The sequence below is a fragment of the Psychrobacter maritimus genome, assembly GCF_029953575.1.
GTDB lineage: Bacteria > Pseudomonadota > Gammaproteobacteria > Pseudomonadales > Moraxellaceae > Psychrobacter > Psychrobacter maritimus.
The window spans coordinates 152,457-178,844 of the sequence record NZ_CP124526.1 but is presented as its reverse complement, the minus strand read 5'-3'; the positions used below and the strand labels follow the sequence as shown (position 1 = coordinate 178,844).

Sequence of the window (26,388 nt, the reverse complement as noted above, 5' to 3'; positions counted from 1 at the left end):
TGCCTACGACTATCACCATAGTCGTAGGCATTTTTGTTCTAAGATTTTGCTTAACGCCTTATTATTAAGGCATTTATCATAAGCGATAAACATAAACAACAGACGAAAAAAAACGAACCCGAAGGTTCGTTTTTTATTCATCTTGCTCTAGTTGTCTATAAAGACAAATTAGATAGCAACGATGTTATGAGCTTGTGGACCTTTTTGACCTTGAGTTACAGTGAACTCAACTTCTTGGCCTTCAGCTAAAGTTTTGAAGCCTGAACCAGTGATTTCGCTGTAATGAGCAAAAACGTCTGCGCCAGTTTCTGGAGCGATAAAACCAAAGCCTTTAGCTTCGTTGAACCACTTAACTGTACCTTTTTGAGTATCTGACATATTGATAATCCTACTTTTTAATTTATTAATGGTCTAGTGACCGGTAACGCTTGCAAATAGCTACTGAACGATAAATATTAAAACGAAGGATTATAACTAATACTACGAGGTAATGATTTGGTGCAGAACTGCTCTTAAGCTTGGTCGTATTATAGGGAGGTTAGTTCAGTATCGCAAGCCTTATCTCACCTTTCGTGTAACTAAGTGCAACTATTTACCCTTTTTTGGCCCTATTTAGCCTATTTTTAAGCATTGGGCAGACGAAATAAAAACACCGCTACGCTAGTACAGACAACGGCTAGCAGCCATGCGACCCATATCATATCGGCAGGAATGTTAAAAAATAACATTATTGTTGATATGGTCATCATTATGGTTGCCAACCACTTCGCATATAGCGGTACGGCGCGGCGATCTTCCCAATCACGGACGTATTTACCAAAATATTTGTGATTAATCAGCCAAAAATGAAAGCGTCGTGAGCTACGCGCCCAGCAACCCGCTGCTAATAGTATAAAAGGTGCAGTCGGCATCACTGGTAACAAGATGCCAATGATACCCAATACAAAAAACACCCAGCCTAGTATCAAAAATGTCCAACGTACGGTTGGGCTGTTATGTTGATTGGTCTTAGGTCGATAGTAAAAAGCTTTTTTTGGTTGAGTCATGGGAGTTTTATCAGTCAGTGTTAGACATTAGGTCGTTAGGTTTGGACTACCTATATAAGCTATCAAAGATAAAGAAGTTCAAACCTAGGTTCAAGACTGATTTTGCACGGTTTTGCTACGGATACGTAGTTTGTTTAGCAGTTAGGTAAATGTAGATCGTTATTCACTACGATTTGGCAGGATAGCTTTCCCAGTAATCAGCGATTGCCTTTGGAAAGCAGTATTTTTTTGGCATCACGGTAATGGCGATGGGTACTAATATGCATTTGGTCACGCCGCCAACACTCTCACAAGTGGCATCGGCAGGTACGTCATAATAAATCACGCGCAAGGTATTCTGCGGACAGAGGTCTGAACATTGAAAGGATTTGACCACTTCGATACCGTTATGCACGCCAATGACCCACTGCTGCGCGCCTTCGGTTGGTGCCGACTCTTTTTGCTGAGCAGCTCGAATAAGATCGGCATTTGTTAAAGTGTCTTCATTAGTCGGTAAAGAGACGCAAGCAGTTAAACTTGCTATTAAGAGGCTTAAGGTAAGAAATTTAGTCGTATGCATGGTGTCTTTCCTTTGACTATTTTAACTGATTTTTCTGCGCCAAGAATATCCTATCCCGAACCTTTCTTCGCCTGAATGACATATGAATATAGTGCGGCAGATAGTGCATTTACACTCATAGCTTGCTTCAAAGGGACGCTCATGTTGCACTTTTACTAATAAATTAACCAATCCTAAACTTTCTTCTTTCTCAGGATCTGGCTTAATATATTGATACTTGATACATCGACAAGCACCGTTATCTATATATTTTAAAAAGGTGATGAACTTGTCCATTGACCCTAAAACTAATTGTCGTACACCATTGTTTGACCAAGTCTCAGTCTGTCTTAAAACTTCAAACTTATCACGATATTTAGCTATTCCTCTAAGAACACTCATATCAGGGATATTCATTATCTCATAGTCTTTTATTTCGCTAGGAATAATTTCTTTATCAGCGAATGTTTCATTTTTTATGGATTGTATGATGTCATCAGTTTTCATAATTAGCTCTGCTGTTTATTTCGCTAGCCATCAGTTATATCATAAAATCAGAAAAATTAAGCAATAGTCCAGAGATAAAAAAACGCCATCACAATTGTGACAGCGTCTTTTATTACTATAGATATTTACGCTTTATTTACAACGCCTTCAATTCTTCCATCTGCGCTGTCATCGCCGTCAACTGCCCTTCTAACTCAGCCAACTTAGCTTTTTCAGCATCGACCACTTCTATAGGCGCTTTACTGACGAAGCCTTCATTACCGAGCTTACGTGCGATACCTTCGGATTGACCTTTCAACTTATCATATGACTTACCTAAGCGTGCCAGCTCAGCCGTTGGATCAATCAGCCCTTTCATTGGCACAAGCACGCGTAGCTGACCGACCATACTTGATGACGATAATGGCACTTCATCACCTTCTTTTAGTATCTCTAAGCTCTCAACTTTGGCAAGCGCTTTAAACTGGTTTTTGATACGTGATAGACGCGCATCTTCGTCGCTAGAGATATTTTGCAGTAGCACTGGCAAGCGTACCGCATTACCGAGTTTCATCTCACCGCGGATATTACGGACGCTGGCGATTAGCTCCTGTAGCCACGCCATATCCGCCTCAGTTTGCTCACTGATTTTTGCATTATCGGTTTGTGGATAATCAGCAACGACGATGCTGTCGGTATTCTTACGACCCAGTAGCGGCGCAACCGTCTGCCAGATTTGCTCGGTCAGATACGGCATGATTGGATGGCTAAAGCGTAGCGCAGTCTCTAACACGTGCAGCAATACATAGCGGATTTGCGCTTTACGCTCGCTTGATACCGAGTCATCATTGAGGCTGGCTTTGGCAAGCTCAACATACCAATCACAGTATTCATTCCAGATAAACTCATAAATATCATGACTGACCATATCGAGACGATACTGAGCAAAATGCTGATGGATATTACTAATCGTCGAGTTTAGACGACTCATGATCCATTTTTCTGGCAATTCCCAAACATCCACGTTGGCCGCTTGGTCAATCGCTTGCGCATTGCCTTCTTTATCGACACAATTCATCAGTACAAAGCGGCTGGCGTTCCAGATTTTATTACAGAAGTTACGATAGCCCTCGACACGCTTTAGATCAAAGTTGATATCGCGACCAGTACTAGCAAGGGAGGTAAAGGTAAAGCGCAGCGCATCGGTACCGTAGGCTGGGATACCTTCTGGGAACTCTTTACGCGTTTGCTTTTCAATTTTCGCCGCATCTTTTGGATTCATCATATTGCTGGTGCGTTTTTCAACCAGCGTTTCCAAATCGATACCATCAATCAAATCGATAGGATCTAAGACGTTACCTTTAGATTTTGACATTTTTTGACCATTGCCATCACGTACCAGACCATGCACATAAACGGTCTTAAACGGTACTTGCGGCGTGCCGTCTTCGTTTTTCACGAAGTGCATGGTCATCATGATCATGCGCGCAACCCAAAAGAAGATGATGTCAAAACCGGTGACCAACACGCTGGTTGGGTGAAAGGTTTTAAGCACGCGTGGATCGGCGTTAGGGTCTGCCCAATCAAGCGTACTAAACGTCCACAAACCCGAGCTAAACCAGGTATCAAGCACGTCATCGTCTTGGCGCAATTTGACGTCGTCGCTTAAATTGTACTTAGTGCGTACTTCCGCTTCATCACGGGCAACATAAATCTCACCTGTCGCATCGTCATACCATGCAGGGATACGATGTCCCCACCATAGCTGACGGCTGATACACCAGTCCTGCAAGTCGGTCATCCACGACATATACATGTTTTTATATTGTGCAGGAACGAATTCAATACGACCATCTTCTACGGCATCAATCGCAGGCTTGGCAAGCTTACTTACTGCTACATACCATTGATCGGTCAACCACGGCTCAACGATCGTACCGCCACGCTCAGCACGCGGGGCTTTGAGCGCGTAGTCTTCGATATCTTCTAGCCAGCCTTGCTCGCCCGCTTGCTCGACAAGGAATTTACGCGCCGCAAAACGCTCAAGCCCTGCATACTCACTTGGCGTGGTCTCTAATGTTGGCTCACGTGTTTGCAGATCAGGATAAACTTCCATCGCTGGCAAAATTTTAGCGCGCTCATCAAGGATATTAATCAATGGCAAGTTATGACGACGACCAAGTTCATAGTCATTAAAGTCATGGGCTGGGGTGATTTTTACGCAGCCGGTACCAAATTCGATGTCAACATAATCATCGGCAACAATAGGCACAATGCGACCAGTGATTGGCAAGGTAATGGTTTTGCCAATCAAATGCGCGTAACGCACATCCTTTGGATTAACCGCAACGGCGGTGTCACCCAGTAAGGTTTCAGGGCGCGTGGTGGCGACGACCAGATAGTTTTTACCCTCTTGGGTTTGCAACTCTTTATCAGTGAAATGATAGCGGAAATGCCATAAACTGCCTTTTTCATCGACGTTTTCTACTTCTAAATCCGATAGCGCCGTTTGGAACTTAGGATCCCAGTTGACCAAGCGTTTACCACGATAAATCAAACCATCGTCAAACAGACGCACGAACACTTCTTTAACCGCATTCGATAAGCCATCATCCATGGTAAAGCGTTCACGCGACCAATCGACCGAGCTGCCAAGCCGACGAATCTGACGGGTGATATTGTCGCCCGACTCTTCTTTCCATTCCCACACTTTATCGATAAAGTCTTCACGCGTCATATCACGGCGCTTAATACCTTGCGCCTCCAAACGACGCTCAACCACCATTTGGGTGGCAATACCTGCATGATCCGTACCCGGTTGCCACAACGTATTGTCACCATCCATACGGTGATAACGGGTCAGCGCATCCATAATGGCATTATTAAAGCCATGACCCATATGCAGTGAACCGGTGACGTTCGGTGGCGGCAAGGCGATAGAGAACGACTCATCTTTATCAAAGCTTGGCTTAAAATAACCACTGTCTTCCCAGCCTTGATACATGCCTGCTTCGACATCGCTTGGATTGTAGGCGTTCTCTAATTGACTTAAGGCGGCTTGAATAGATTCGGTCAGGTTGCTCTTGGTATTTTCAGGGGTATTAGAAGTACTCATAATAGAATGGTCTTTTATTAAAAATGAATGTGGTCAAACAAAGTTATCGAAAAATAGGGAAAATAATTAATAGAGTGATTTTAACGCAGATGGGCAGATTTTGTTAGATGCTAAGGTAATTTAGGCGTATAGCGCTTTGAAAATAGACTCTATCTTTGGATGATTATCTGTCATCCACTGATGACAAAGCTGAAAAAACTGATATTGCATTCGATATAACGTTACGGGATCATTATAGCCATGCGTGATGTATCCCACGTAGAAATTGTCGCCAGCATCCTCTATATAATAAAGCAAATCCTTGAACTTACTTATCTCTTTTAAATGACTATCATTGTTGAAGAACTCATCAAATTTATAATAAAATCCTACTGCCTCATTAGCAAAAACATAGTGATTGTTTGGTGCTATCGCATAATTGTTCATGAGCCTGTAAGTATAAATCCACTTAGATTGCTCTGTATCAATGTCTGGAAAACCTAAACTAGAAAGTGCTCTTTGGAACGATTCTTTATTGCCTCTTGGATATATAGGGTCATCGTCAATTATCGATAACATCGCATCATCATAATATCCATTATCGAGTAAGTAATGAGTGTATTCGACAATTTGATTATCGGATAATAAATCAAGCTTTAGAAGACTAGCCGTCACTGCCCTCTCGATTTGCCAAGAACTATATTTGGATAATATTAGCATAACCTCTCGCCACTACATTAAAAGAATAGATTTGACTAAGAATCAGGATAAAGAATTAATAACAGCAATTAGCTGAATACTAAACATAATAGATTATCGTCCTACTATAGAATAGACAATATCCTAAAATCATGATCTTATAAACAGCGAGCCGACCGTGTCCCAAGAGACTGAGCACACCTATAGCAATAGCAGCCACTCTGAAGCTGATAACATAGATGATAAGCGCTTGATTGATGAGAGCGCTAACCATCTATCTAGTGCTAACAACAAGGACGTTAGCAACGCTGATGTGCCAGACGACACCGATGCAACAGAAAATTTAGAATATGAGGACTTTTCTGAGGATATTAGCAAAGAAGACCAAGAAACCATCAAAAAATTCGCCAACGATGACAATTTAAGTCAAGCAAAAAGCTATGCCAGTATCTTAGTTGAGCAAGTGATGGATGCCAGAGAAACTTTTGAGCGCTCGCTTGGCTCGCTATTTACCAGTGCTTTTACCGCTGGCCTTGAAATTGGCATCAGCTTCTTTATGATTTTATCGGCTTTTGCGCTTTTGAGTGGCGTGCTACCGAGCCATTATGCCGTGGTACTCGCCTCCCTACTTTACCCGATTGGCTTTATTATCGTCGTCATTGGTCAATCATTATTATTTACCGAACAAACCTCACTCTTAAGCCTACCCGTCCTCAATAAAATCGAACCGCTCAATAAGCTGCTACGCCTGTGGGGCATCGTCATCGCCGGTAACGTCGTTGGCGGCTGTTTATTTGCGGCGTTGATGATAGGTTTAGGTTTAAATATGCAGCTATTTAGCGTCAGCGACATTGATACTTATGCCGAGCATATCTTAGGGTTTAGATGGTGGGTGATATTCGGCAGCGCCATCTCAGCAGGCTGGATGATGGGCGTCACCGCGTGGCTTGTGACCTCAGCGCGCGATACCCTCAGCCGCATCGTCTTGGTGACGCTTATTACTGGCAGTATCGGCTTTTTGGGTTTGCATCATAGTATCGTCGGCAATATCGAAATCTTTTCAGCCTTGCTCTATGGCAATACCGTCAGCTTGGGGCGTTATTTGCTATTTTTAGCCGTGGTGTTGATAGGCAATACCGTCGGCGGAGTGGTATTTGTCGCGATACTTAAAAACCGTACCTTCCTATTTGAATTAGCCAAAGTAAAGGAAAAAACAGCTAAGGATAAGTTAGAGGAAAAAAACAATATCCGTGGACCTTACTAGAGATAATCAGCACGGTATTTTTAAATCTCACGCTAAAGCTCCATAACCGACGTTAACTATAATAAATTCCATTTAAAAATAGTACAGGGCAGCTGGGATAAATTTTACGCCGCCTCGAGGGTGCAAAGCACACAGCAAGCATGGAAAATTTACCCCAGTAGCCCGTTATAACATTTGTACTTATTTTATTTAGCACTGACTATATCGAAAGCGGTTATGCAGCTTTATAACTAAAAAATGATAATCGAGCAATTGTGAGTGCTTAATTATGATAAACCACACATTCCCGTTTACAGCATACGCGCTGCCAACACACTACTTTCTATCTCAGACTTTCTCAGCTTATTGTGCCGAGCGCTAAATATACGCACCAAAATCCCTGCCGTTAGGAACATTACCAAGGTATAAATGGCGGGCATCATCGACATGTCATAATTAGATAATAGCGTTAATGCCATAAATATCGACAAGGTACTGTTTTGTAAACCGACCTCTAGCGTCACCGAAGTTCTTTGCGCTAAGTTAAGGCCGAACCATTTGCTACTATAATAACCGAGCGCCATGGTTGAGACGTTTAATAATACCGATACAGGGCCGGTCGCGATAAAGGCGTCGACAATGATATCGCGTTGCACATAACCCAAAAAAAGCACTAAAAACGTTAAAAATATCACCCCAAATCGAGACACATAGACTTGTGAGCGATCGGCAACTTTTGGGGCGTAGCGTTTAATCAGCATTCCGATACTAATAGGCACAATCGTCAGCACCACCAAGGTAAGCACGGTTTTTACTACCGGTAATTCAAACTCACTACCGCTGCCCATAAAATAAATCAATGAAAAGCTCAGCACAATTGGAATGGTAAATACGGTAATAACGCTGGCAATCGCTGTCATCGTCACCGACAGCGCCACATCCCCTTTAGCCAAATAGGTAAATAAGTTTGAGGTAGTGCCGCCCGGACACAGAACGAGGAGCATAACCCCAACAGCGTATTCTGGGCGTAATGGCATGATATTAGCTAGGGCAAAACCAATGATTGGCAACAGTATCAGCTGATTGGTTAAGCCTATACCGACAGCTTTTGGGTATTTTAATACCCGTTTAAAATCATTGGTAATCAGGGTCAAACCCATACCCATCATGATTAAAAACAAGCAAATAGGAATAACAACGGTATTTATTAAGGTGACTAGAGCCAGACTTTCCATGAACTACATCCCTGTAGATAAGACCTATTGCTAGGTCAATTTATAATGATTAAATGATGCCTGATTAGCAATCCTTGCTAATGGTTATAGAGAACAAACATCACCCGTTTTAAACGACTTTCATTTTGAACGATTTTTTATAGCATCTTTCATAGCAATGTTATTGCTAACTATCAACAATAATTAAGAATTAATAAAGGGAGTATATAGGTCAAAAGTCAGGTTTAGCTGTTTTATTCAACGACTCACCAGTCAAATGCGGCATATAGAGATTGAGTAGGAATAACAGAGGTTTAAACGGGGGCGTTTACGGGGTAATTTTAGAGAATTAGCGCTAAATACTACTTTTAGTTAAATAGCTATGACGGTATAAGAAGTTATATTTTGGAAATGTTGATGGAGGTTTTGGTCGGCATAGTGATGGAAGCGTCAGTAGACGCTTTAGTAGAATTCTCAGTACTAAGCACTGCCGTACCATAGGCAATGGCTTCGACCATGCTGCCCAACTGATTGATATTACTCACTTCAAGACGTAAACCATAGATATGGTTATAACCTTGCGCCTGCGCTTGTGTGCGCATACGTACCAATGCTTCACGGCGGGCGCGGTCAAGCAAGGTTTCATAAGTGGTCAGATTTTTGCCAAAGATACTTAAGATGCGCGCTACGACCATTTTAAAATAATCTTGTGCAATCACCACGCTGCCCATGACCAACTGGCACTCAGTATCCGCAGAAAGTTTTGGCACATAAAAGCGCTCACTTGAGACGATAATATGACTGAGTTCTTGCTCTGCGACTCTTAGTTGTGCCAAATGCTGCCGCTCATGCCGCGCCCCAAAAAACCAGCCCAACACAAACAGGACGATAAGCGGCGCGTAGTTCATCAGCATTTGGGTAAGAGAGTTATTCATCGGACGTCTCGTGTCATCAAAAAGCGTTGCCGCTTTTTATGGTTTATTAACCAAAAGGGTTGAAACGTGGCAAATCATCAGCAGCGGTGCTTGGCGACTGAGGCGCTGGTTGGCTGTGACTCTGATCGTTATTGTGACTATCGAAATCCGTATGACCAGAGTGATTGCTCGGTGGCTGATGCGATTGAGGACCATGAGTCGAGATTGGCTGCTGCGGCAGCGGGACGGCTTTGACCGCTGTACCATAGACAAACAGCTCTGATGCACCTTGGGCAATGCTAGAGGTTGAAAAACGCAGGCCCACGACCGCATCAGCGCCCAAAGCTTCTGCCTTAACCACCATACGATCGATCGCTTCTTGACGTGATTCTTCTAACAGCTCGGTATAAGCCGTCAACTCACCGCCGACGATGTTTTTCAGCCCAGCAAACAAGTCCTTACCGACATGCTTTGAGCGCACGGTACTGCCATATACGACATCTAAGCGCTCGGTAATCTGATAATTGGGTAAGTGCTCAAGATTGGAGAGTTGCACAGTCATAGTACAGCCTTATCGGTGACTTATAGGGAGTTCAATGAATAGTTAGAGATTCAGCAAATAGTAAGGAAGAATGCTTATCGACAGTATTAATTTATAGACAGCATTTATTTTGATAATGATACTTAATAAACACTGTCTATTTATATACAAACGGCTCTAGTCGTTAGTATGGAACAATAAAAACAGCTCAGTCAAATTACCTTCGATGCTATTGGCCATTTGCGCCATTTTATCTTCATCGGCACGCATTTGCGCAAGCTCAGGATCTTCATCATCGATGCCACTGAGTACAATCATCGGTAAGGTTAAGACCGCCACATCTTCTGCAGTTTCTTCATCTTCAAACCAATCACTGGCTTCATCGCCATACATCGCATCAACAAAGCCAATCGACCAAGCTACGATATCTGACTCATCTGAAAAATCGACCGCCACTTCTTCGTTACCGGCATCTTCACCAAATGGTAGCTCAATCGGCGTCTCGTTTTTTAGTTCCGCCATAATCGATTCGCGCCAGCGCTGGATACCGTCGATAACATTTTCTGGAATTTCACTGACATGACCTTCAAACAATGCTTCTATCCAATTTGGCAACGGACGGCCAATGACAGTCGCGGTCAAAAAACCATGGGTGGCAACACTATCGAGCACAAACGCGCTTTCTTCATTGTCCAAATAGTCTAATAATTCATCGAAACTGAGTGGGTTATTCATAGTGTGATAGTCCTTGGAGGATAGATTACGTCAGGCGCAATAAATAAGTTATGAAATACAAGAAATATAAAAGGCGGGAAAGCTAAAAATCAAGGTAGACAACAACAAAAACTGTCTGAACGCATAAAACCTGTCCAAAGCATTTTTATAAAACATGTCTATTAAAGATCGCTGATTGCCGCGTTATTTTTAATAGCCCAATAGCATTGAGAATAACAATATTAAGAATAAAAGTACTTAGAATAATAATACTAAGAACCCTCATCTTAAAAACAGTATTGAGCAATATTATTAAAAACACCTAACAACCAGCTTAGCACAATGCATTCGACAGCAGGATTTTAAGCTTGTCAATCGGTTTAATCAGTTAACAACTTTCGGCTAAAAATCACGGAACCAAGCCATTTTTCTTATCCGTTAAACGGCAGCTGCAACCCGATAATGGGCATGACGATTTAGAGATCGTCATCATCCCAGTCATCACCATCTTCATCAAAATTATCGATGTCATCAAGATCGTCTTTTAGCTCTTTGGCCAAACGTTTTTCTTCTAGCAAATTATCGATCAAACGGCGTTTCTCTAGGCTGCTTAAGCGTGTACGCACACTTGTTTCGGCCTCTTCCACCATCTTTGCATCATCATCATCTACAAAATCATCATCAAAATCGTCATCAATATCAGCGTCACTCATGACAAACTCCTATCATTTTTCGGCAAGGGTATTAAAAATACATGAATATATATATGCCTTATAAAGTCTCTATTGAGTGTTGTCAATCCTTTTTATCACTATCATAGCATCACGTACAAAGTTAAAGCCTGCGCAAACGCTTATCGCACAGGCAATTGTAGAGGCTCACCTGTATCTAACGCTACGATTCACTCTTGCTCTTCTGCCTCTTCAATCATTAATACTGCATTGCGCACATCGGCTAAACGCTGAATCATGGCATCATTGCCGCCATCGAATATCGCACATTCGCGCTCATAAACGGTGGTTGGGCGCATGATGCTTTGTACTTGTACATGATGGCTGATTTGTTTAAGGCCAGCATTGGGTAGCAAAATAAGCATTTGCTCCTTTTTACCCACGCTATCTAACAGATGGCTCATTGCCTCGACTTGCGCATTATCACTCACCCCCGCTTTTGCTGGTAAGGCAAATCTTGATAGCTCGACATGCTTATCATGAATGATTTTATTCAGCATCAAATACAGTTTGCCAAGCATCACACCTGCCAACGCGACTTTGGCGTGGCTGTTGTCTGCTTTTAGCATCACATAAGCGCCGCTTTCATCAAAGTGTGGCTCATTAAGTGCGCTGACCCCAAGCAACAATGGCTGCTTAAGTAGCTCATTCACTGCTTGGTTCAATAATTGGGTACATAAGGCCAAATAAGGCAGGCGCTGCGATGGCGCTAGGCGCTCAAGCATGTTGAACTCATCGTGAAAGACAATCTGAACGCTGACACTATCGAATGGACGCGTAGCCGACAAGCGCGCAGCACTAGCAGATTTATGGCTACTGCCATTCTCATGACTAGCCGCTATTTCGTCTTGTGTGCTGTCCGTATTATTACTGCCCGCACTATTTACCGTATAGTTTTCAGCGTCATTGCCATTATTGCCCTCATTACCATTATTATTGTCATCAGTGTTCAGCGCGGTATCCTGACCTTGTTGCCCTCTGACATACTGATTTACCGCACTATGAATGTTTAATTTTCGAGTATGCGGTTTTTTGCTACTGGTATCGTGAGCGGTTTCTTTAATCGCGCTATCGAAACCAGTTGAGTTAGAGGCATATCCAAGGTTAAGCTCACTGTCTGATTCGCTTTCACGATTAAGGTTGCGCTCATAACCGCGCTCAAATTCACGTTGATCAAGTTGTCGATACTGCTCGCGATGCAAGTCTTGGATATCACGGCTTAGCGCATTGATTTGCTCTCTACTTGGGCGCGCAATATAACCATATATCAGCCATAACAATAAATGCAGCAACATCGAGCCAATGACAAACGGCCATTGCATGGCGATAATCTCACCCTTGCTAATATCTTTTAGCGTCAAGGCCACACTACCGATGACCGCATCGCCTTTGGTGGCGATTTGGCTAATGGTATCACCCTGCTGCATCGGCGCATTACCGACCGGCACCAAGACATCACCATTATTGTCTTTAATCAGTATGCGGGTCACGTCCTGCTCACTGGTATAGCGATTGGCTATGACGCTGAGGCTGACGCGGTCTTTATTTTCTAAAGACAAGCGCGCTTCATCAATAAGCTGGGCGACCATTTGCTCGCCCTTTTGGGCACGGCTATTGCTCAGCTGCTGATCGGTACTGATGACCAATAATAGGGTCTGCAAACAAAAACTAACCAGAAGAATAATGGCAAATAACCCTTGCCGCGGCGCTAAATACGTCATGATATGTTAAACTTTTTTGGATAAATGGAATTAAAAAACGAGGCTATGGCTCATTTTCTGGAAGAGTATGCAGCTATCTTTTTTATATTTACTTTGGCTCAATTTACTACCGCAGCTACTCACTAAATAATATTTAATCAAATGTCATTTACGAGACCTGACTATCGTACATGAGATTTGTTGTGCAAGTATGTTTGGCCCACGCGCACATCGACAAATCCCCGTTTATTTTCTCTACTATATCACCATACTAATGGTTATGGCGTCAGCTAATATCATAAATTTATTGTAAGAATTTTCTTTTATTCAATGGCGATTTTTGCTCATACCAAGCATTTTTATCTGACTGTGAGACTTTGTACCTCATCTATAGGCGCTGCCCAGTAAAACTGTTATTATTCCTAATCTTATATCAGCATACAAGGGACAATTGAGCGATGCAAAAAAATACATCTTACTCGTTACCAAAAGACAGCAAAGCATGGCAACAAGCCGTCGATTCTGTAGCGTCATTATTGCCTGCGGGTACTAATCTGCATGATTTTGATGCGCTGCAATCCTTGCCTATTTTTGCGTTGATTGTGGTATTGCCTACGCATGTATCCTCGCTCGATATCCATCAATATGTGCAATCATGGGTGGATGAGCAGCCAAACTGGCATTTGGTCACCGTAGCAGAAGATGCCGATGCCAATTTTGTCGATGTTGAGATTGCTGATATAGACACTACGCAGCCATTTGCCAAGCACTCGTTTATTGATGTGCAAGTGTTCCGCTATTTGCTGGTGCCAGTCACCGATACGCTGATGCACCCGGCTAAAAAGACAGCAGCAGCGCACATTATCGATGACCAATTGACCACGCGTCTACGTCATGACTTAGCCGAAGACTATAAAAACTCGCAAAGCGCAATCGCGGGCGAGCATTTAGATGTTGTTGATTGTCATATCTTATCGCTCGGCCATATGTTACGTACCCATAAGCTTGCCTGTTTCGATATGGACTCTACGTTGATTGAGCAAGAAGTCATCGTTGAGCTGGCAAAAACCGCTGGTATCGGTGAGCAAGTCGAAACCATTACCGAAGCGGCGATGCGCGGTGAAATGGATTTTGACGAATCTTTTGCTCAGCGCGTGGCCTTATTAAAAGGTATTCCAACCAGCGTGCTCGATGATATTTGCAGCCGTTTGACCTTGTCGACAGGTGCGCGCACGACTATCAGTGCGCTTAAAGTCTTGGGTTATCATACGGTCTTGGTTTCAGGCGGCTTTACCTATTTTGCCCGTTATATCGCTGAGCAGCTGGGCATCGATGAAGTACATGCCAATGCGCTAGATATCGAAGATGGCGAAGTCACCGGTCATGTGCAACTACCGATTATTAATGGCGCGAAAAAAGCGGCGATTGCTGAGCATACCGCTGAGCGCTTAGGCATTGATATGTCGCAAGTGGTCTGCGTCGGTGATGGCGCTAATGACTTACCGATGATGGCTCTGGCAGATTTGGGTGTGGCGTTTAATGCCAAGCCCATCGTCCAAGCGCGTGCAGACGCCGCGGTCAATGTCACAGGGCTTGAAGGCGTGCTTTATGCGCTTGGCTATCCAGCCTTTGTACGTACAAAATAACGCTTAACTACTCTAAAAATAAGCTAGGTTAAGGATTTGTCTTTGACCTAGCTTTTATAATTGAAGGCTTTATGGTTGAAGCCTTTATATATCTATATCTCTTTTATCCTATTTATCTCACTTTTATCCTGTTAAATAAGAAAGGAATGTCCATGACGGCATCACAATCACCGCGGCCAGATGCGCCGTCATCTTCCCATAATCTAGATAATGAGCATTTAATTAAAAAAAGCTCGCCTATTTATCACGACACTCCAAAACAGTTACTGGGTGTTTATGTCAAAGGTATTGCGATGGGTGCGGCAGATATTGTACCCGGTGTTTCTGGCGGTACTATTGCCTTGATTGCGGGGATTTATGAGCGCTTAATTAATGCCTTAAGTAGCGTCGGTCCCAATCTATGGCAGATATTTCGCCAACAAGGCGGGCTTAAAGGTTTCATTGCAGTATGGCGACAGGTCGATGCTACTTTTTTAGTGTGTTTATTACTTGGTATCGCCACCAGTTTTGCTACTTTAGCCGGACTTATTAAGCATTTATTGGACAATCAGCCTTTACTGATTTGGTCGTTCTTTTTTGGTTTGGTAGTCGCCACTGTCTTTATTTTATTAACTGAAATTACGCGCTGGAATATAGGACGGGTCGCATTATTTTTGCTGGGGGCTGGTAGCGCGGTCGTTATTAGTAGCTTGCCGTTATTGACCACGGCACCAAGCTTACCTTATTTGTTCATTGCGGGCGCGATTGCCATTTGTGCGATGATATTACCCGGTATCTCAGGGTCCTTTATCCTATTGTTAATGGGCGCTTATGATTCGATACTCGAAGCGGTCCATACGCTAAACTTTAGTATTATTTTTACCGTCATTGCCGGTATGGCAACGGGGTTATTATTATTTACCCGTATGCTCAAATGGCTGCTATCACGCTACTATCAAGCAACCCTTGCCTTGCTAACAGGCTTTATCGCCGGCTCGCTGGTGAAAGTATGGCCATGGAAAACCGATGCGCTCGGTACGTTAAATAGCGATGCCATCAACAATGTCATGCCATGGCAGTATCCTACTGGTGCTCATTGGCTAACTACGTTAGGCTTGATGGTGTTAGGAGCCGTGTTGGTAACCGCTCTATCATGGTGGGGGCGCCGCGGCGTTCGTCCTTAAAGTTAAATAGACCTCAAAAAACACTTTAATTCCAAAAAAGCGCCCATAATTGTGGTGCTTTTTTGTTGGTAATTTTCTTGGCAATAATGGCAGAATTTGCACAGTATTTCCTTAATATCGTTTAAAAAAATCAAACGTCAGCTGTTGTCGCAAAGTCGTCGCTAGCCTCTTTAGCTTTAGGTCACAAACTTCCATAATGACCGTGTTGGAATTCACCTGATGAAGAGCGAGATGAACAATGTTATTAACAATATTTTCTACTTTTGCGAGTGAAACATGGGGCGCTGGCGCCATACTGGGTACTGGTCTGCTGCTAGGCTTGCTACTGGCGCTTGCCTTATCGTCGCAGCGTTGGTTGCTATGGTATCTGTTCGGTGGCATGGCCTATTGGTTGGCGGTTGAAGCCATTCACAGTTTATTAAGCTATTGGTTGGTATTGTCAGAATGGCACAATTATGTGGTTGCTATGGGTATCAGCTGGCTACCTTTGGTTGCTTGGGTACTTTATAGAGCATTGCGTTACGAAGACGTCAGTCGCACTGTGCATGAGCAACGTGAGCTGCAAGCCGCCCGCTATATTGAACATACGCCCGTCTATGATGATGACTATCAACCACGCTTTCAGTAATTCAGTAATTCAGTAATTCGGTAATTCGGTAATTCGGTAATTCAGTCATTCACTAATTTTGCCCAATCATACTACCGTCATCGAATGTTACAAGATACTTAAGGCTCTCTACGTAACTCCTAAAGAATTGAAACCTATCATTCGTTCAATCGTTTATAATCTAATTATATATTTGTCGCAAAAATTGTTATAAAGTACGCATTATTTTGCGTCTCATTCTTTAGGAGTTCGATTATGTTTACTGTTCCTGTATTAGATATTAAGTCTGATCCATTAGATGTTTTATTGGCGGTGATTGGTTACCGTTTATCGATGTTGGCTGATAGCGATAACGAAGACGTCAAAGCGCTGTTTGCTGACCGTAAAGTAACCATCGAGCTTGCCAGCACTGAAGCTGATGTGGCGCGTTATTATAGCTTTGATAATGGTACATTTAGCCAACATAGTGGTCATGCTAAAGAAGCCGATTTGACGATTAACTTCAAAGACTCAATGACCGGCGTTAAGCTGTTGACCAAAGGCAGTCTTCCTGCGTTTATGACTGCTGTACAAGAAGGCAATCTAAGCATTGAGGGCGACTATAGCCTAATGATGTGGTTCAATAAGCTTGCCAAACACATCGTGCCAGCCGTTCCAGAACAGTGCAAACCTTACATCCAGCAAGCCAAACCTTATGCTTATAAAGCGCAGAAGTTTGCCAACCATTGGATCGGCGTTGCTAAGCACAAGTTGGGTAAATAATTGCGTCACCTAATTAAGTAGCTGACTAACCTTTAACGAGCTACTTAGCACTATTCTGATTTTATAAAAAGGTTGCGGTATACTATACGGCAACCTTTTTTATTGCCTAGATTTTATCGTTTTAACTTTAGCATGGGCAAAACATCCAAGGTTATTTAATTGTTCTTCATTTAACTAATAGCTATTAATTTATCTAATACTTCTAAATACCGTTATAAAAGGATTTATCTCATGGCAGGATTGCTTAACATCTCAGAACCGAATGCCAATATTCATAATCATAATCATAACCACACTGATACGGCACTTAATAATAAAAACGCGTCCCATGATTTTCTAGCGACATTAGCAACAGACGCGACTAATACCAAGCAACAAACAGCCAGTAAACACAGCCGTGAACAGATTGCTCAGTTGTTTGAATTGCCGTTGATGGATTTATTACTCCACGCACAGACGATCCACCGCCAACACTTTACCGCCAATGAAGTACAAATCAGCACCTTGCTATCTATCAAGACCGGTAACTGTCCTGAAGATTGCGGTTATTGCTCCCAGTCTGGTCACCACCGCGATACCACTAAGTTACAAGCAGAAAAACGTATCGAGGTCGATAAGGTCATTGCCGCCGCCAAACGTGCCAAAGCCACAGGCTCATCGCGTTTTTGTATGGGTGCAGCGTGGAAACACCCGAGCGCCAAAGACATGCCTTATGTGGTCGAACTGGTCAAAGAAGTCAAAGCATTGGGGCTTGAAACCTGTATGACCCTTGGCATGCTAGATACGGATCAAGCAGCACAATTGGCAGATGCAGGTTTAGATTATTACAATCATAATCTCGATACCTCAAGAAGTTACTACCAGCAAGTAGTCAGTACCCGCAGCTATGATGAGCGTCTAGATACTATTGCAAACGTACGCAATTCAGGTATCAATGTTTGTAGTGGCAACATCGTCGGTATGGGCGAAAGCCGTGATGACCGCATCGATTGGGTACATGAGCTGCTGAAAATGCCCAAAGCGCCCGAGTCTATTCCGGTCAATCTATTGGTTCCTATTCAAGGTACACCGATCGGTGATAAGGTTTTAACAGAAGGTCAGCTGCCAGTCCTTGAATGGATACGGACAATTGCCGTGACACGTATTTGCTGCCCAAGCAGCTATGTACGTCTATCTGCTGGACGCGAAAGTTTATCTGACTCTGAGCAAGCACTAGCATTTATGGCAGGGGCAAATTCATTCTTTTATGGTGATAAGCTACTGACCACGGGCAATGCCAGCCAGTCAGGTGACGATAGACTGATGCGCGAGCTTGGGTTAACCAAGCAATTTGCCGCGCCACGAGCACCAAAGCAAGTACCGGTGCTTGACGCCATGAGTGGTCATCAGTCGCAAGTTGTCTTAGCAGAGTAAATGCCATGCGTGCCGCTACCATTATCGCGTAATCTGCGCTAAGCTTGCCGACATTATGAATCAAGAAATTGCGCATAAAATATCAAATCGTAAGAGAGAATATGATGGCAGATTATTTCAATTGGATTAAAGCGGCACACATTATCTCTATGGTGTGCTGGTTTGCGGCGATATTTTATTTGCCGCGCCTATTCGTTTATCATGCGATGAGCGACGATAGCATCAGCCACGAGCGCTTTGCCATTATGGAGCGCAAGCTCTATCGCGGTATCATGACACCATCGATGATAGCCACCTGGTTGTTTGGTTTATGGATGTTGGGCATGGGCTGGGATGTTTATAAAACCCAAGGCTGGCTACACGTAAAATTATTATTGGTGGTGCTACTTTCTGGTTATCATGGGGCTTGCGGATTTTATCGTAAAAAGCTCATTGATAATCCGCATTATAAATCGCATAAATTTTGGCGCTGGTTTAATGAGGTGCCAGTATTTGCGTTAATCTTTATTGTGATTTTAGCGGTGGTAAAGCCCTTTTAAAAACAGCTAACAATAAAGCTTATTTACCTTAAAAGTATTTTTATCTTGAGTCTAAAATCCACAAAAAAGCGTCCGTTACTCTAACAAGTGACGGACGCTTTTTTATCTCTCAAGTAAGCTGAATAAATGACATTAAACGTTTGGTCGCATGATTTGATAGACATTGCTTAAATCATAGACACGGTAGCGCGCAGGCTCACGGCGATTTTCACCGGCATAGCTGAGTATTAATGCTTGCTTGGCGCGCTCATCGACCCAGCCAACAAACAGTCCGCTATGCTCGACGCCATTGTAACCATGATTGATATAATACAGCCAATCGCCGACTTCTATCTCGTTGCTACTGGCATAAGGACCTTGACCATAAGTGCCTTTATGAATGGTATCGCGGCTCACCCCTGCTCGATTAAACACCGCATTGAGATAGTCCCAGCAGCCACCTTTAATAATCGTACGCTCATTTAACGCCATCTTGCGCGCGGTGCTAATCACTTCGCGCGCCGCCCGACTGCTTTGGGTTTCAGCATTGCTTAGCAGCGGTAAATATTCGCTATCGACATTATCATAATTGCCAGATAAAAATGCGGGCAGAACAGATGGTGCTTGGCGTTGTACTTCAGGATAACGGTAATTGCTTTGGGCATTACCGATGTAAGCATTTTGATTAGAATAGGAGTTATTAGAGTAGCTGTTATTAGAAGAGCTATTACTAGAATAGCTTGGTTGCGCGTTGCTCGAATTCGAGCGATAGCTAGTGGCATTGCCAGCACGTTGAATGGTAGAGCGTGTGCTAATTTTGGCCGAAGGAACCGCTGAATACGTTGGGGTATAACGGGCGCTATAATCAGGTTGGACAGATTTTTGCGCAATCAAGGCGCTCATACTATCGGCATGAACCTGACCGGCCGCAGCAAAGGTAAATAATAAGGCACTGCACGACGTTGTGATTGACCAAAGGGACAAACGCGACATGACTAACTCCTTGTCAACATATTATTGATTAGCCGACTCAATCTAATATTAATAAACGGCTATCAATGCTCAGTATCAATAAGCGTATTAACGATAAGTAAGATAAGATTTTTCAATCCTATTTATAAACCATTTGCACAGGAATCTGCAAGTCTTATTGCTTGGAGATAAGCGATAAAAGGTATGATATTAAGGATAAACGGTAAAACGAGATAGGAGTTTTAGAGATGAAGGCAGAGATTTAGGAAAGATAATATCATCAGTTCAATATGAAAAGGGTATATTCAACATAGCGTTCTGCTGGAACAAATTTTGCTCGCTTGCTGTCTGCTTTGCGCTCCAGAGGCTTGGCAAAAAATTTTCCAGCAGCACTAAATTCTTTTTCAATTGAATCAGCTATAAGCTATGTTAAATACAACTCACAGAATGAACAGACTAAAACCAATCGACAATCTAATCGTTGCTCATCTTAATATTGGCATGGCGTTTGCTCAGCGGTTGACCTTGTAAAATGGCTTTGGCCGCGTTAGCTTCTTGGATATTGTCAAAACCGCCAATCAGATATTTACGTATGTCGTCACAATCGACAATCTGTAGCTGTTCACCAATCAGAGTAATTTTATCGCCATCGGTCAGATGAATATGCTCACGTTTGCCTTGATTATCATGCACCAACTCGCCATCACGCACCCACAATACGCCGCTACTAATAATACCGCTCATGGCTTGTTTATGCTTCAAGCGTTGCCGATTAAAAATAAAACTACCAATAATCAATAAGGCCAAAGCGCCAATAGCCAAGCGCTCAGGCAATAGACTCATGGCCAAAGCAACCGCCACTGCCCCAACCAGTAATGCGAAGCCAAACCAAAATAGCCCATTGTCAGCCGCTGGCGACTGACCTTGTAAGGTGATTTTGGCGCCGTCATCAGTCAGCTTTAGCATGCGCGATTACCTGTTCAAAAGCAGTGAATGGTTAAAAGTTTAAATAAAAAGTCATAAAAGAACGTTTAGAGATTTACCAACCTAGTGCTGTTTTTTGCATAGCAATCAGCTCAGCAATACCTTTTTCCGCAAGAATCAGCATATCGTCTGCTTGCGCGCGGGTAAATGGCTTTTCTTCTGCCGTCCCTTGCAGCTCGATAAATTCGCCCTTTTGCGTCATCACCACGTTTAAGTCGGTATCGCAGCTGGCATCTTCTTCGTAATTTAAATCAAGATAGGCTTCGCCATCTTTCATACCAACCGATACCGCAGCGACCAAACCAATTAATGGATCGGCTTTGAGCTTTTTGGTTTTTTGTAAGCTTTCTAGCGCATCGATAAGGGCAATAGCTGCACCGGTCACACTAGCGGTACGCGTGCCGCCATCTGCTTGCAATACATCGCAATCTAGATAAATGGTATTTTCGCCAAGCTTACTTAAATCAATCATCGCCCGTAAACTACGACCGATTAAACGCTGGATTTCTTGCGTACGACCTGATTGCTTACCGCGTGCGGCTTCACGCTGATTACGGGTATTGGTCGCACGTGGCAACATACCGTATTCTGCGGTAATCCAGCCTTTGCCTTTACCTTTAAGCCAGCGCGGTACGCCCGACTCAACGCTCGCAGTACATAATACTTTGGTGTCGCCAAAGCTGACCAATACTGACCCTTCGGCATGCTTAGTGTAATGGCGCTCAAAGCTGATTGAGCGAAGTTGGTTAAGCTCACGGTTGTCAAGACGCATAAAATTTCCTAGTACGATGTTGTAAAAGCAGAGTTATGGTTATAGAGAGTTATACAATAACAAGTTCGTCGTTACATCAACGGATGTGCTCGCAGACGTAAATATGACGATATCCTAACGTGGCAGCGGCGCAATAGCAAGATTCTCTCAAGCTATTACGCCGCTGCTTTAGCAAGGTTTAGCGTTAACTTTATTCTAAACCTTCCATCTTACGCAATTCTTTACGTAGGATTTTACCGACGTTTGATTTTGGTAATTCATCAACGAATTGGATATAACGCGGACGTTTGTAGCCGGTCAGTTGCTTTTTACCAAAATCAAGCAGCTCTTGCTCAGTGACATTGCCTTTTTTGACCACAAATAGCTTTGGATCTTCACCGCGGTCATCATTTGGAATACCAATAGCGCCGCATTCTACCACAGCAGGATGCTCACTCATGGCTTCTTCGATCTCATTTGGATAAACGTTAAAGCCCGAAACCAAAATCATGTCTTTTTTGCGGTCAACGATTTTGATAAAGCCTTTTTCGTCCATGATGCCGATATCGCCCGTTTTTAAGAAACCACTAGCGGTAAAGGTTTCAGCCGTTTCTTGTGGACGATTTTGATAGCCAATCATCACCTGTGGACCTTTGACACAAATCTCACCGCGATCACCTAATGCCACTTCATTTTCCTCATCATCGATTAAAATAATATCAGTGCTAGAAGCAGGAATACCAATTTTTCCGGTAAATTCAGAAATAGTCATTGGATTAAAGGCAACCACTGGCGAGGTTTCAGACAAACCATAACCTTCAACGATAGGCAGACCAGTGATTTTATGCCACTCTTTTGCGACGCTTGGTAATACCGACATACCGCCGCCAATCGAGGCTTTTAGGTTAGAGAAATCTAAATCTGCAAAGCCTTCTTTATGTACTAAGCCATTAAATAAGGTATTTACCGCAGGGATAAACGATGGCTTGTATTTGCCCATCTCTTTAATCAAACCATCCAAATCACGTGGGTTTGGAATTAATAGACCGGCATAACCTTGGTACATACCATACATACCGCAAACCATAAATGAGAACACATGGTACAGCGGGAGCGCGGTTAAAATCACATCATTGGCATCGACATCATCATCAAAGGCGCTGTTCATCAGGACACTAATCTGTAGCATATTAGCGACCAAGTTACCGTGCGACAGCATCGCGCCTTTGGCAACACCCGTCGTACCGCCAGTATATTGCAACAATGCCACATCGCTTAAGTTTAAATCAGGACGCTTATACTTGCTGGCTGAAACCGCATTTAACGCATGCTTAAAGCTGGTGCTCTCTGGCAGACGATAAGCGGGAATCATTTTTTTAACATGACGCGCGACCAGGTTGACCACTGCCCCTTTGACCAAGCCAAGCATATCACCAAGCTTACAGACGATCACATGCTTCACTTGCCCTTTATCTTCGGCATCTTGATAGGTCTTTGCAAAGTTTTCAACGATAAACAACGCTTTAGCGCCACTATCATGCAGCTGATGCGATAGCTCACGGCTGGTATACAAAGGATTGACATTAACCAGTACCATACCTGCACGGATAATACCCAAAGCCACCACTGGATACTGCAAAATATTGGGCATCATTACCCCAACTTTATCACCCTTTACCAATCCTAACGACTGTAAATAGCTGGCAATTTGGCGACTGTATAAGTCTAATTGCTTAAAGGTAATGGACGCACCCATGCAAATATACGCAGGTTTTTGCCCATAACGACTAAAGTTACGCTCGAACACTTCAAGTAAAGACGTACTGTCATCTGGCATATCGATGGTCGCATCGATGCCATAGCGCTCATAAGCACTCAGCCACGGACTGTCGCTATCTATCGTCGGCATGGTAGGAAATGCATTTTCAACCATTGATTGAGCGTTGCCCGCAGCGTTATGGTTGGTGGTTTCTTTATTGATACTGTCCGTCATAATCGTCCCTAAATGTTACTGTTAAAATATAGAGTATATGTGCTGCCCTTACCGTGGTCGCCAACCACGTATTGATAAAATCAAAAGTTTGTGAATAAATAACTGCTCATCACCTAAGCTCTGAGCGCAATTGTTATTCACAAACTTTTTACATCAAAAATCTTTAGACATATAAGCCGCATGCCTAAGTTTACTCTCACTATGATGCAAATGCATAAAAGCTATTGTATCACCAGTTGTAAACGCATTAACGCAAAAAGCTATTATTCAAATAGCCAGCATTGTCGATGCTTTTATAACGGCGCTAAGCACTTAAGCATGCACTTTTATCGTGAAATACAAAAATATAATCGGCAGGAACTATAGCAGTTTTGCTCGCCATTCTCTATGCGTACTGCCAAATCATCATAGAAAAATAAAAAAAATGATAAGGTCTTATACAAACGACCTTATCATCTTTCAGTATGACACCAGCGAATATCCGGCTATTTCTGACCCTATTTATCATGCATTAAGCGTGATAAATGTGGGTAAAAAACATAATACTCGGTGCTAAATCACTTAACCGTGATTCTTCTCTTCTAAAGCGCGCAAGTCTTTATGTAAAATCTTACCGACGTTAGATTTCGGTAACTCATCGATAAATTCAACATAACGAGGACGCTTATAACCGGTTAGATTTTCTTTGCTATAAGCGAGCACGTCTTCTTTAGTCAAGCTGTCATCACTGCGCACCACATAAATCTTCGGTACTTCGCCGCTCTTTTCATCATCGACACCGATAACGCCGCATTCCAAAATCTTTGGATGACCTGACATCACATCTTCTACTTCGTTTGGATAAACGTTAAAGCCTGATACCAAAATCATATTCTTTTTGCGATCAACAATCTTAAAGTAGCCCTCTTCGTCCATGACGCCGATATCACCAGTACGGAAATAACCGTCAGACGTCATGACCTCAGCGGTAGCATCATCACGTTTCCAGTAGCCTTTCATGACCTGCGGACCACGAACACAGATTTCACCGCGCTCACCGAGGGGCACTTCATTGCCTTCTTCATCCAAGATGGCCATGTCTGTCCCAGGCATCGGTAGACCGATATTACCTGAGAACTCGCCCGTACCTTGCGGATTTGCTGAAGCAACAGGTGACGTTTCCGACAGACCATAACCTTGCACAATGATGTTGCCGGTTATTTTTTCCCATTTAGCCGCAGTATCTTTTAATACTGCCATACCGCCGCCCATAGACATCTCAAGCTTGCTATGGTCTAAGGCTTTAAATGCGTCACTATTAGCGAGCGCATTAAATAGCGTGTTTACCGCTGGGAAAAACGCCGGTGGATAATCCTTATAGGCTTTGATTAAACTTGCGCCATCACGTGGATTCGGTACCAGCAGACCGATACAGCCACGATATAGACCGTACATACCACAAACTGTAAATGAGAAGATATGATAGAGCGGCAAGGCTGTCATAATAACAGGCTGCTCATTACGCGCTTCAAACTTATCAAACGCATCGCCAAGATAGGTATCACACTGAATTAAGTTGGCGACCAAGTTACCGTGCGTTAGCATCGCGCCTTTCGCCACACCTGTGGTACCACCGGTATACTGCAATACGGCGACATCATCAAGCCCGATATTGGTTGGGCGGTTATACTTTTTCGCAGACAATTGATTGAGTGCTTTTTTAAAGTTTACGCTCTTTTTAAGCGTGTAATGAGGCACCAGTTTTTTCACATGACGCACGACAGCATTGACGATAAAACCTTTTAACGGGCTCATTAAATCGCCCATCGACGTCACCACCACATGATCGACCAAATCTTTACCGATATCTTCATAAGTCTTGGCAAAGTTTTCTAAGATAAATAGCACTTTGGTCTCAGAATCTTCTAACTGATGCTGAAGCTCTTTGGTGGTATAAAGTGGATTGACGTTAACCAAGGTCATGCCAGCACGTAGGACACCTAATACGGCAACCGGTAACTGCAAGATATTGGGCATCATAACGCCGACTTTATCGCCTTTTTTTAGGCCAAGCGACTGTAAATATGCGGCAATCTGTTTGCTATAACGGTCTAAATCTTCGTACGAGAGCTTTACATCCATGCACACAAAGGCGGTACGACCAGCATGAGTAACAAAATTCTGCTCAAGAATATCGATTAAAGAGGTATTGGCGGGCGGCATATCAATCTCGTACTGTATGCCAAGCTTTTCGTAAGTTTTGAGCCACGCTTTGTCATTACGACGAATTAGGTTACCTTGATTTTCCATAATCTTACTGCTCCTAGTAATAGTGTGCTGCTATTAACCCATCTCTATCACAGAGTGATAAACATACCAAACCTCATCGTTCAAGCTAACCATCCATATAACCATGATGGCGGGCGGCTGACGATATAAGCGTCTGGCAATGAGTCAACAATATAGCGATAAATAGCCCTTTGTTGATTAACATACACACTTTATACAAACTACTCAATATAAAAGATTGCTACCTGAGTTCTTAAACTTACTTGACGGCCGTTAATTATATTACTATCAAATACTTAACCATTAAATGACCGACCATACCACGGATTGTTACCAATTATTTGTTACCAAACATTGTTATATTGTTAATAAAAATAACCGTACCTTACGC

25 protein-coding genes are annotated in these 26,388 nt (G+C 43.0%); 8 read left to right on the top strand and 17 right to left on the bottom strand.

Translation table 11 applies throughout. The features are described 5' to 3' along the window. Nucleotides 1–168 precede the first annotated feature (168 nt). The 6 genes from QJS82_RS00770 to QJS82_RS00745 form a co-directional block, all read right to left on the bottom strand. On the bottom strand, nt 169–378 hold the full coding sequence (locus tag QJS82_RS00770) for a cold-shock protein (protein ID WP_010201661.1): 210 nt from the start codon (nt 376–378) through the stop codon (nt 169–171). A gap of 245 nt (nt 379–623) precedes the next feature. Further along, nucleotides 624–1,046 carry a YbaN family protein gene (locus QJS82_RS00765; protein WP_201565049.1) on the bottom strand — a complete coding sequence of 141 codons (423 nt, stop codon included), beginning with the start codon at nt 1,044–1,046 and terminating at the stop codon, nt 624–626. A gap of 166 nt (nt 1,047–1,212) precedes the next feature. Further along, the gene (locus tag QJS82_RS00760; protein WP_281490893.1) at nt 1,213–1,605 is read right to left on the bottom strand and encodes a hypothetical protein; all 393 of its coding nucleotides are present in this window, start codon (nt 1,603–1,605) and stop codon (nt 1,213–1,215) included. Nucleotides 1,606–1,626: 21 nt separating this feature from the next. Beyond that, nucleotides 1,627–2,091: a hypothetical protein gene (locus QJS82_RS00755; protein WP_281490892.1), complete on the bottom strand. Its 465-nt coding sequence runs from the start codon at nt 2,089–2,091 to the stop codon at nt 1,627–1,629. Between the two features lie 136 nt (nt 2,092–2,227). After that, a complete protein-coding gene (locus tag QJS82_RS00750; RefSeq protein WP_281490891.1) occupies nt 2,228–5,185 on the bottom strand; it encodes a valine--tRNA ligase in 2,958 nt (985 codons plus the stop codon). A gap of 120 nt (nt 5,186–5,305) precedes the next feature. Next, a complete protein-coding gene (locus QJS82_RS00745; protein ID WP_281490890.1) occupies nt 5,306–5,884 on the bottom strand; it encodes a hypothetical protein in 579 nt (192 codons plus the stop codon). Between the two features lie 157 nt (nt 5,885–6,041). Here QJS82_RS00745 and QJS82_RS00740 point away from each other — a divergent pair, with 157 nt between their 5' ends. Continuing rightward, nucleotides 6,042–7,127 (top strand): formate/nitrite transporter family protein, encoded by a 1,086-nt coding sequence (locus tag QJS82_RS00740; RefSeq protein ID WP_281490889.1) that lies wholly within the window; start codon nt 6,042–6,044, stop codon nt 7,125–7,127. A gap of 290 nt (nt 7,128–7,417) precedes the next feature. On the opposite strand, the gene QJS82_RS00735 is transcribed toward QJS82_RS00740, so the two are convergent. The 6 genes from QJS82_RS00735 to QJS82_RS00710 all read right to left on the bottom strand — a co-directional run bounded on the left by QJS82_RS00735 (nt 7,418) and on the right by QJS82_RS00710 (nt 12,941). Continuing rightward, complete coding sequence (locus QJS82_RS00735; RefSeq protein ID WP_281490888.1) at nt 7,418–8,341, bottom strand: bile acid:sodium symporter family protein; 924 nt, start codon at nt 8,339–8,341, stop codon at nt 7,418–7,420. A 377-nt stretch (nt 8,342–8,718) separates the two neighbouring features. Then, complete coding sequence (locus tag QJS82_RS00730) at nt 8,719–9,255, bottom strand: YbjQ family protein (protein ID WP_281490887.1); 537 nt, start codon at nt 9,253–9,255, stop codon at nt 8,719–8,721. Between the two features lie 46 nt (nt 9,256–9,301). Next, nucleotides 9,302–9,790, bottom strand: a complete 489-nt coding sequence (locus QJS82_RS00725; protein ID WP_348651558.1) for a YbjQ family protein — start codon at nt 9,788–9,790, stop codon at nt 9,302–9,304. A 162-nt stretch (nt 9,791–9,952) separates the two neighbouring features. Next, on the bottom strand, nt 9,953–10,510 hold the full coding sequence (locus QJS82_RS00720; protein WP_201565040.1) for a UPF0149 family protein: 558 nt from the start codon (nt 10,508–10,510) through the stop codon (nt 9,953–9,955). Nucleotides 10,511–10,965: 455 nt separating this feature from the next. After that, entirely contained in the window at nt 10,966–11,202 is a 237-nt protein-coding gene (locus QJS82_RS00715; RefSeq protein WP_045443968.1) for a PA3496 family putative envelope integrity protein, read from the bottom strand. Nucleotides 11,203–11,390: 188 nt separating this feature from the next. Continuing rightward, nucleotides 11,391–12,941 carry a hypothetical protein gene (locus tag QJS82_RS00710; RefSeq protein ID WP_281490885.1) on the bottom strand — a complete coding sequence of 517 codons (1,551 nt, stop codon included), beginning with the start codon at nt 12,939–12,941 and terminating at the stop codon, nt 11,391–11,393. A gap of 437 nt (nt 12,942–13,378) precedes the next feature. Here QJS82_RS00710 and serB point away from each other — a divergent pair, with 437 nt between their 5' ends. The 7 genes from serB (at nt 13,379) to hemJ (ending at nt 19,050) form a co-directional block, all read left to right on the top strand. Beyond that, entirely contained in the window at nt 13,379–14,566 is a 1,188-nt protein-coding gene (gene serB / locus QJS82_RS00705; protein ID WP_281490884.1) for a phosphoserine phosphatase SerB, read from the top strand. Between the two features lie 152 nt (nt 14,567–14,718). Continuing rightward, on the top strand, nt 14,719–15,729 hold the full coding sequence (locus QJS82_RS00700) for a DUF368 domain-containing protein (RefSeq protein ID WP_281490883.1): 1,011 nt from the start codon (nt 14,719–14,721) through the stop codon (nt 15,727–15,729). A 219-nt stretch (nt 15,730–15,948) separates the two neighbouring features. Beyond that, nucleotides 15,949–16,002, top strand: a complete 54-nt coding sequence (locus QJS82_RS13740) for a hypothetical protein (RefSeq protein ID WP_367179659.1) — start codon at nt 15,949–15,951, stop codon at nt 16,000–16,002. Next, nucleotides 15,980–16,357 (top strand): AciT family ciprofloxacin tolerance protein, encoded by a 378-nt coding sequence (gene aciT, locus QJS82_RS00695; RefSeq protein ID WP_227673586.1) that lies wholly within the window; start codon nt 15,980–15,982, stop codon nt 16,355–16,357. Before QJS82_RS13740 ends, aciT begins: the two co-directional genes overlap by 23 nt. Before the next feature lie 234 nt (nt 16,358–16,591). Next, nucleotides 16,592–17,098: a hypothetical protein gene (locus QJS82_RS00690; protein ID WP_281490882.1), complete on the top strand. Its 507-nt coding sequence runs from the start codon at nt 16,592–16,594 to the stop codon at nt 17,096–17,098. 231 nt (nt 17,099–17,329) lie between these two features. Beyond that, nucleotides 17,330–18,511 (top strand): biotin synthase BioB, encoded by a 1,182-nt coding sequence (gene bioB / locus QJS82_RS00685; RefSeq protein ID WP_438656261.1) that lies wholly within the window; start codon nt 17,330–17,332, stop codon nt 18,509–18,511. Between the two features lie 104 nt (nt 18,512–18,615). Continuing rightward, entirely contained in the window at nt 18,616–19,050 is a 435-nt protein-coding gene (hemJ, locus tag QJS82_RS00680; RefSeq protein WP_271133635.1) for a protoporphyrinogen oxidase HemJ, read from the top strand. Nucleotides 19,051–19,182: 132 nt separating this feature from the next. Here hemJ and QJS82_RS00675 read toward each other — a convergent pair whose 3' ends face one another. The 5 genes from QJS82_RS00675 to QJS82_RS00655 form a co-directional block, all read right to left on the bottom strand. Further along, a complete protein-coding gene (locus QJS82_RS00675; protein WP_281490881.1) occupies nt 19,183–20,022 on the bottom strand; it encodes a hypothetical protein in 840 nt (279 codons plus the stop codon). Between the two features lie 453 nt (nt 20,023–20,475). Further along, nucleotides 20,476–20,967: a hypothetical protein gene (locus QJS82_RS00670; protein ID WP_281490880.1), complete on the bottom strand. Its 492-nt coding sequence runs from the start codon at nt 20,965–20,967 to the stop codon at nt 20,476–20,478. 73 nt (nt 20,968–21,040) lie between these two features. Next, nucleotides 21,041–21,757, bottom strand: coding sequence for a ribonuclease PH (gene rph, locus QJS82_RS00665; protein ID WP_281490879.1), 717 nt, complete (start codon nt 21,755–21,757; stop codon nt 21,041–21,043). A gap of 190 nt (nt 21,758–21,947) precedes the next feature. Continuing rightward, on the bottom strand, nt 21,948–23,669 hold the full coding sequence (locus tag QJS82_RS00660; protein ID WP_281491644.1) for an AMP-binding protein: 1,722 nt from the start codon (nt 23,667–23,669) through the stop codon (nt 21,948–21,950). A gap of 621 nt (nt 23,670–24,290) precedes the next feature. Further along, nucleotides 24,291–26,018 (bottom strand): AMP-binding protein, encoded by a 1,728-nt coding sequence (locus QJS82_RS00655; RefSeq protein ID WP_281490878.1) that lies wholly within the window; start codon nt 26,016–26,018, stop codon nt 24,291–24,293. Nucleotides 26,019–26,388 lie beyond the last annotated feature (370 nt).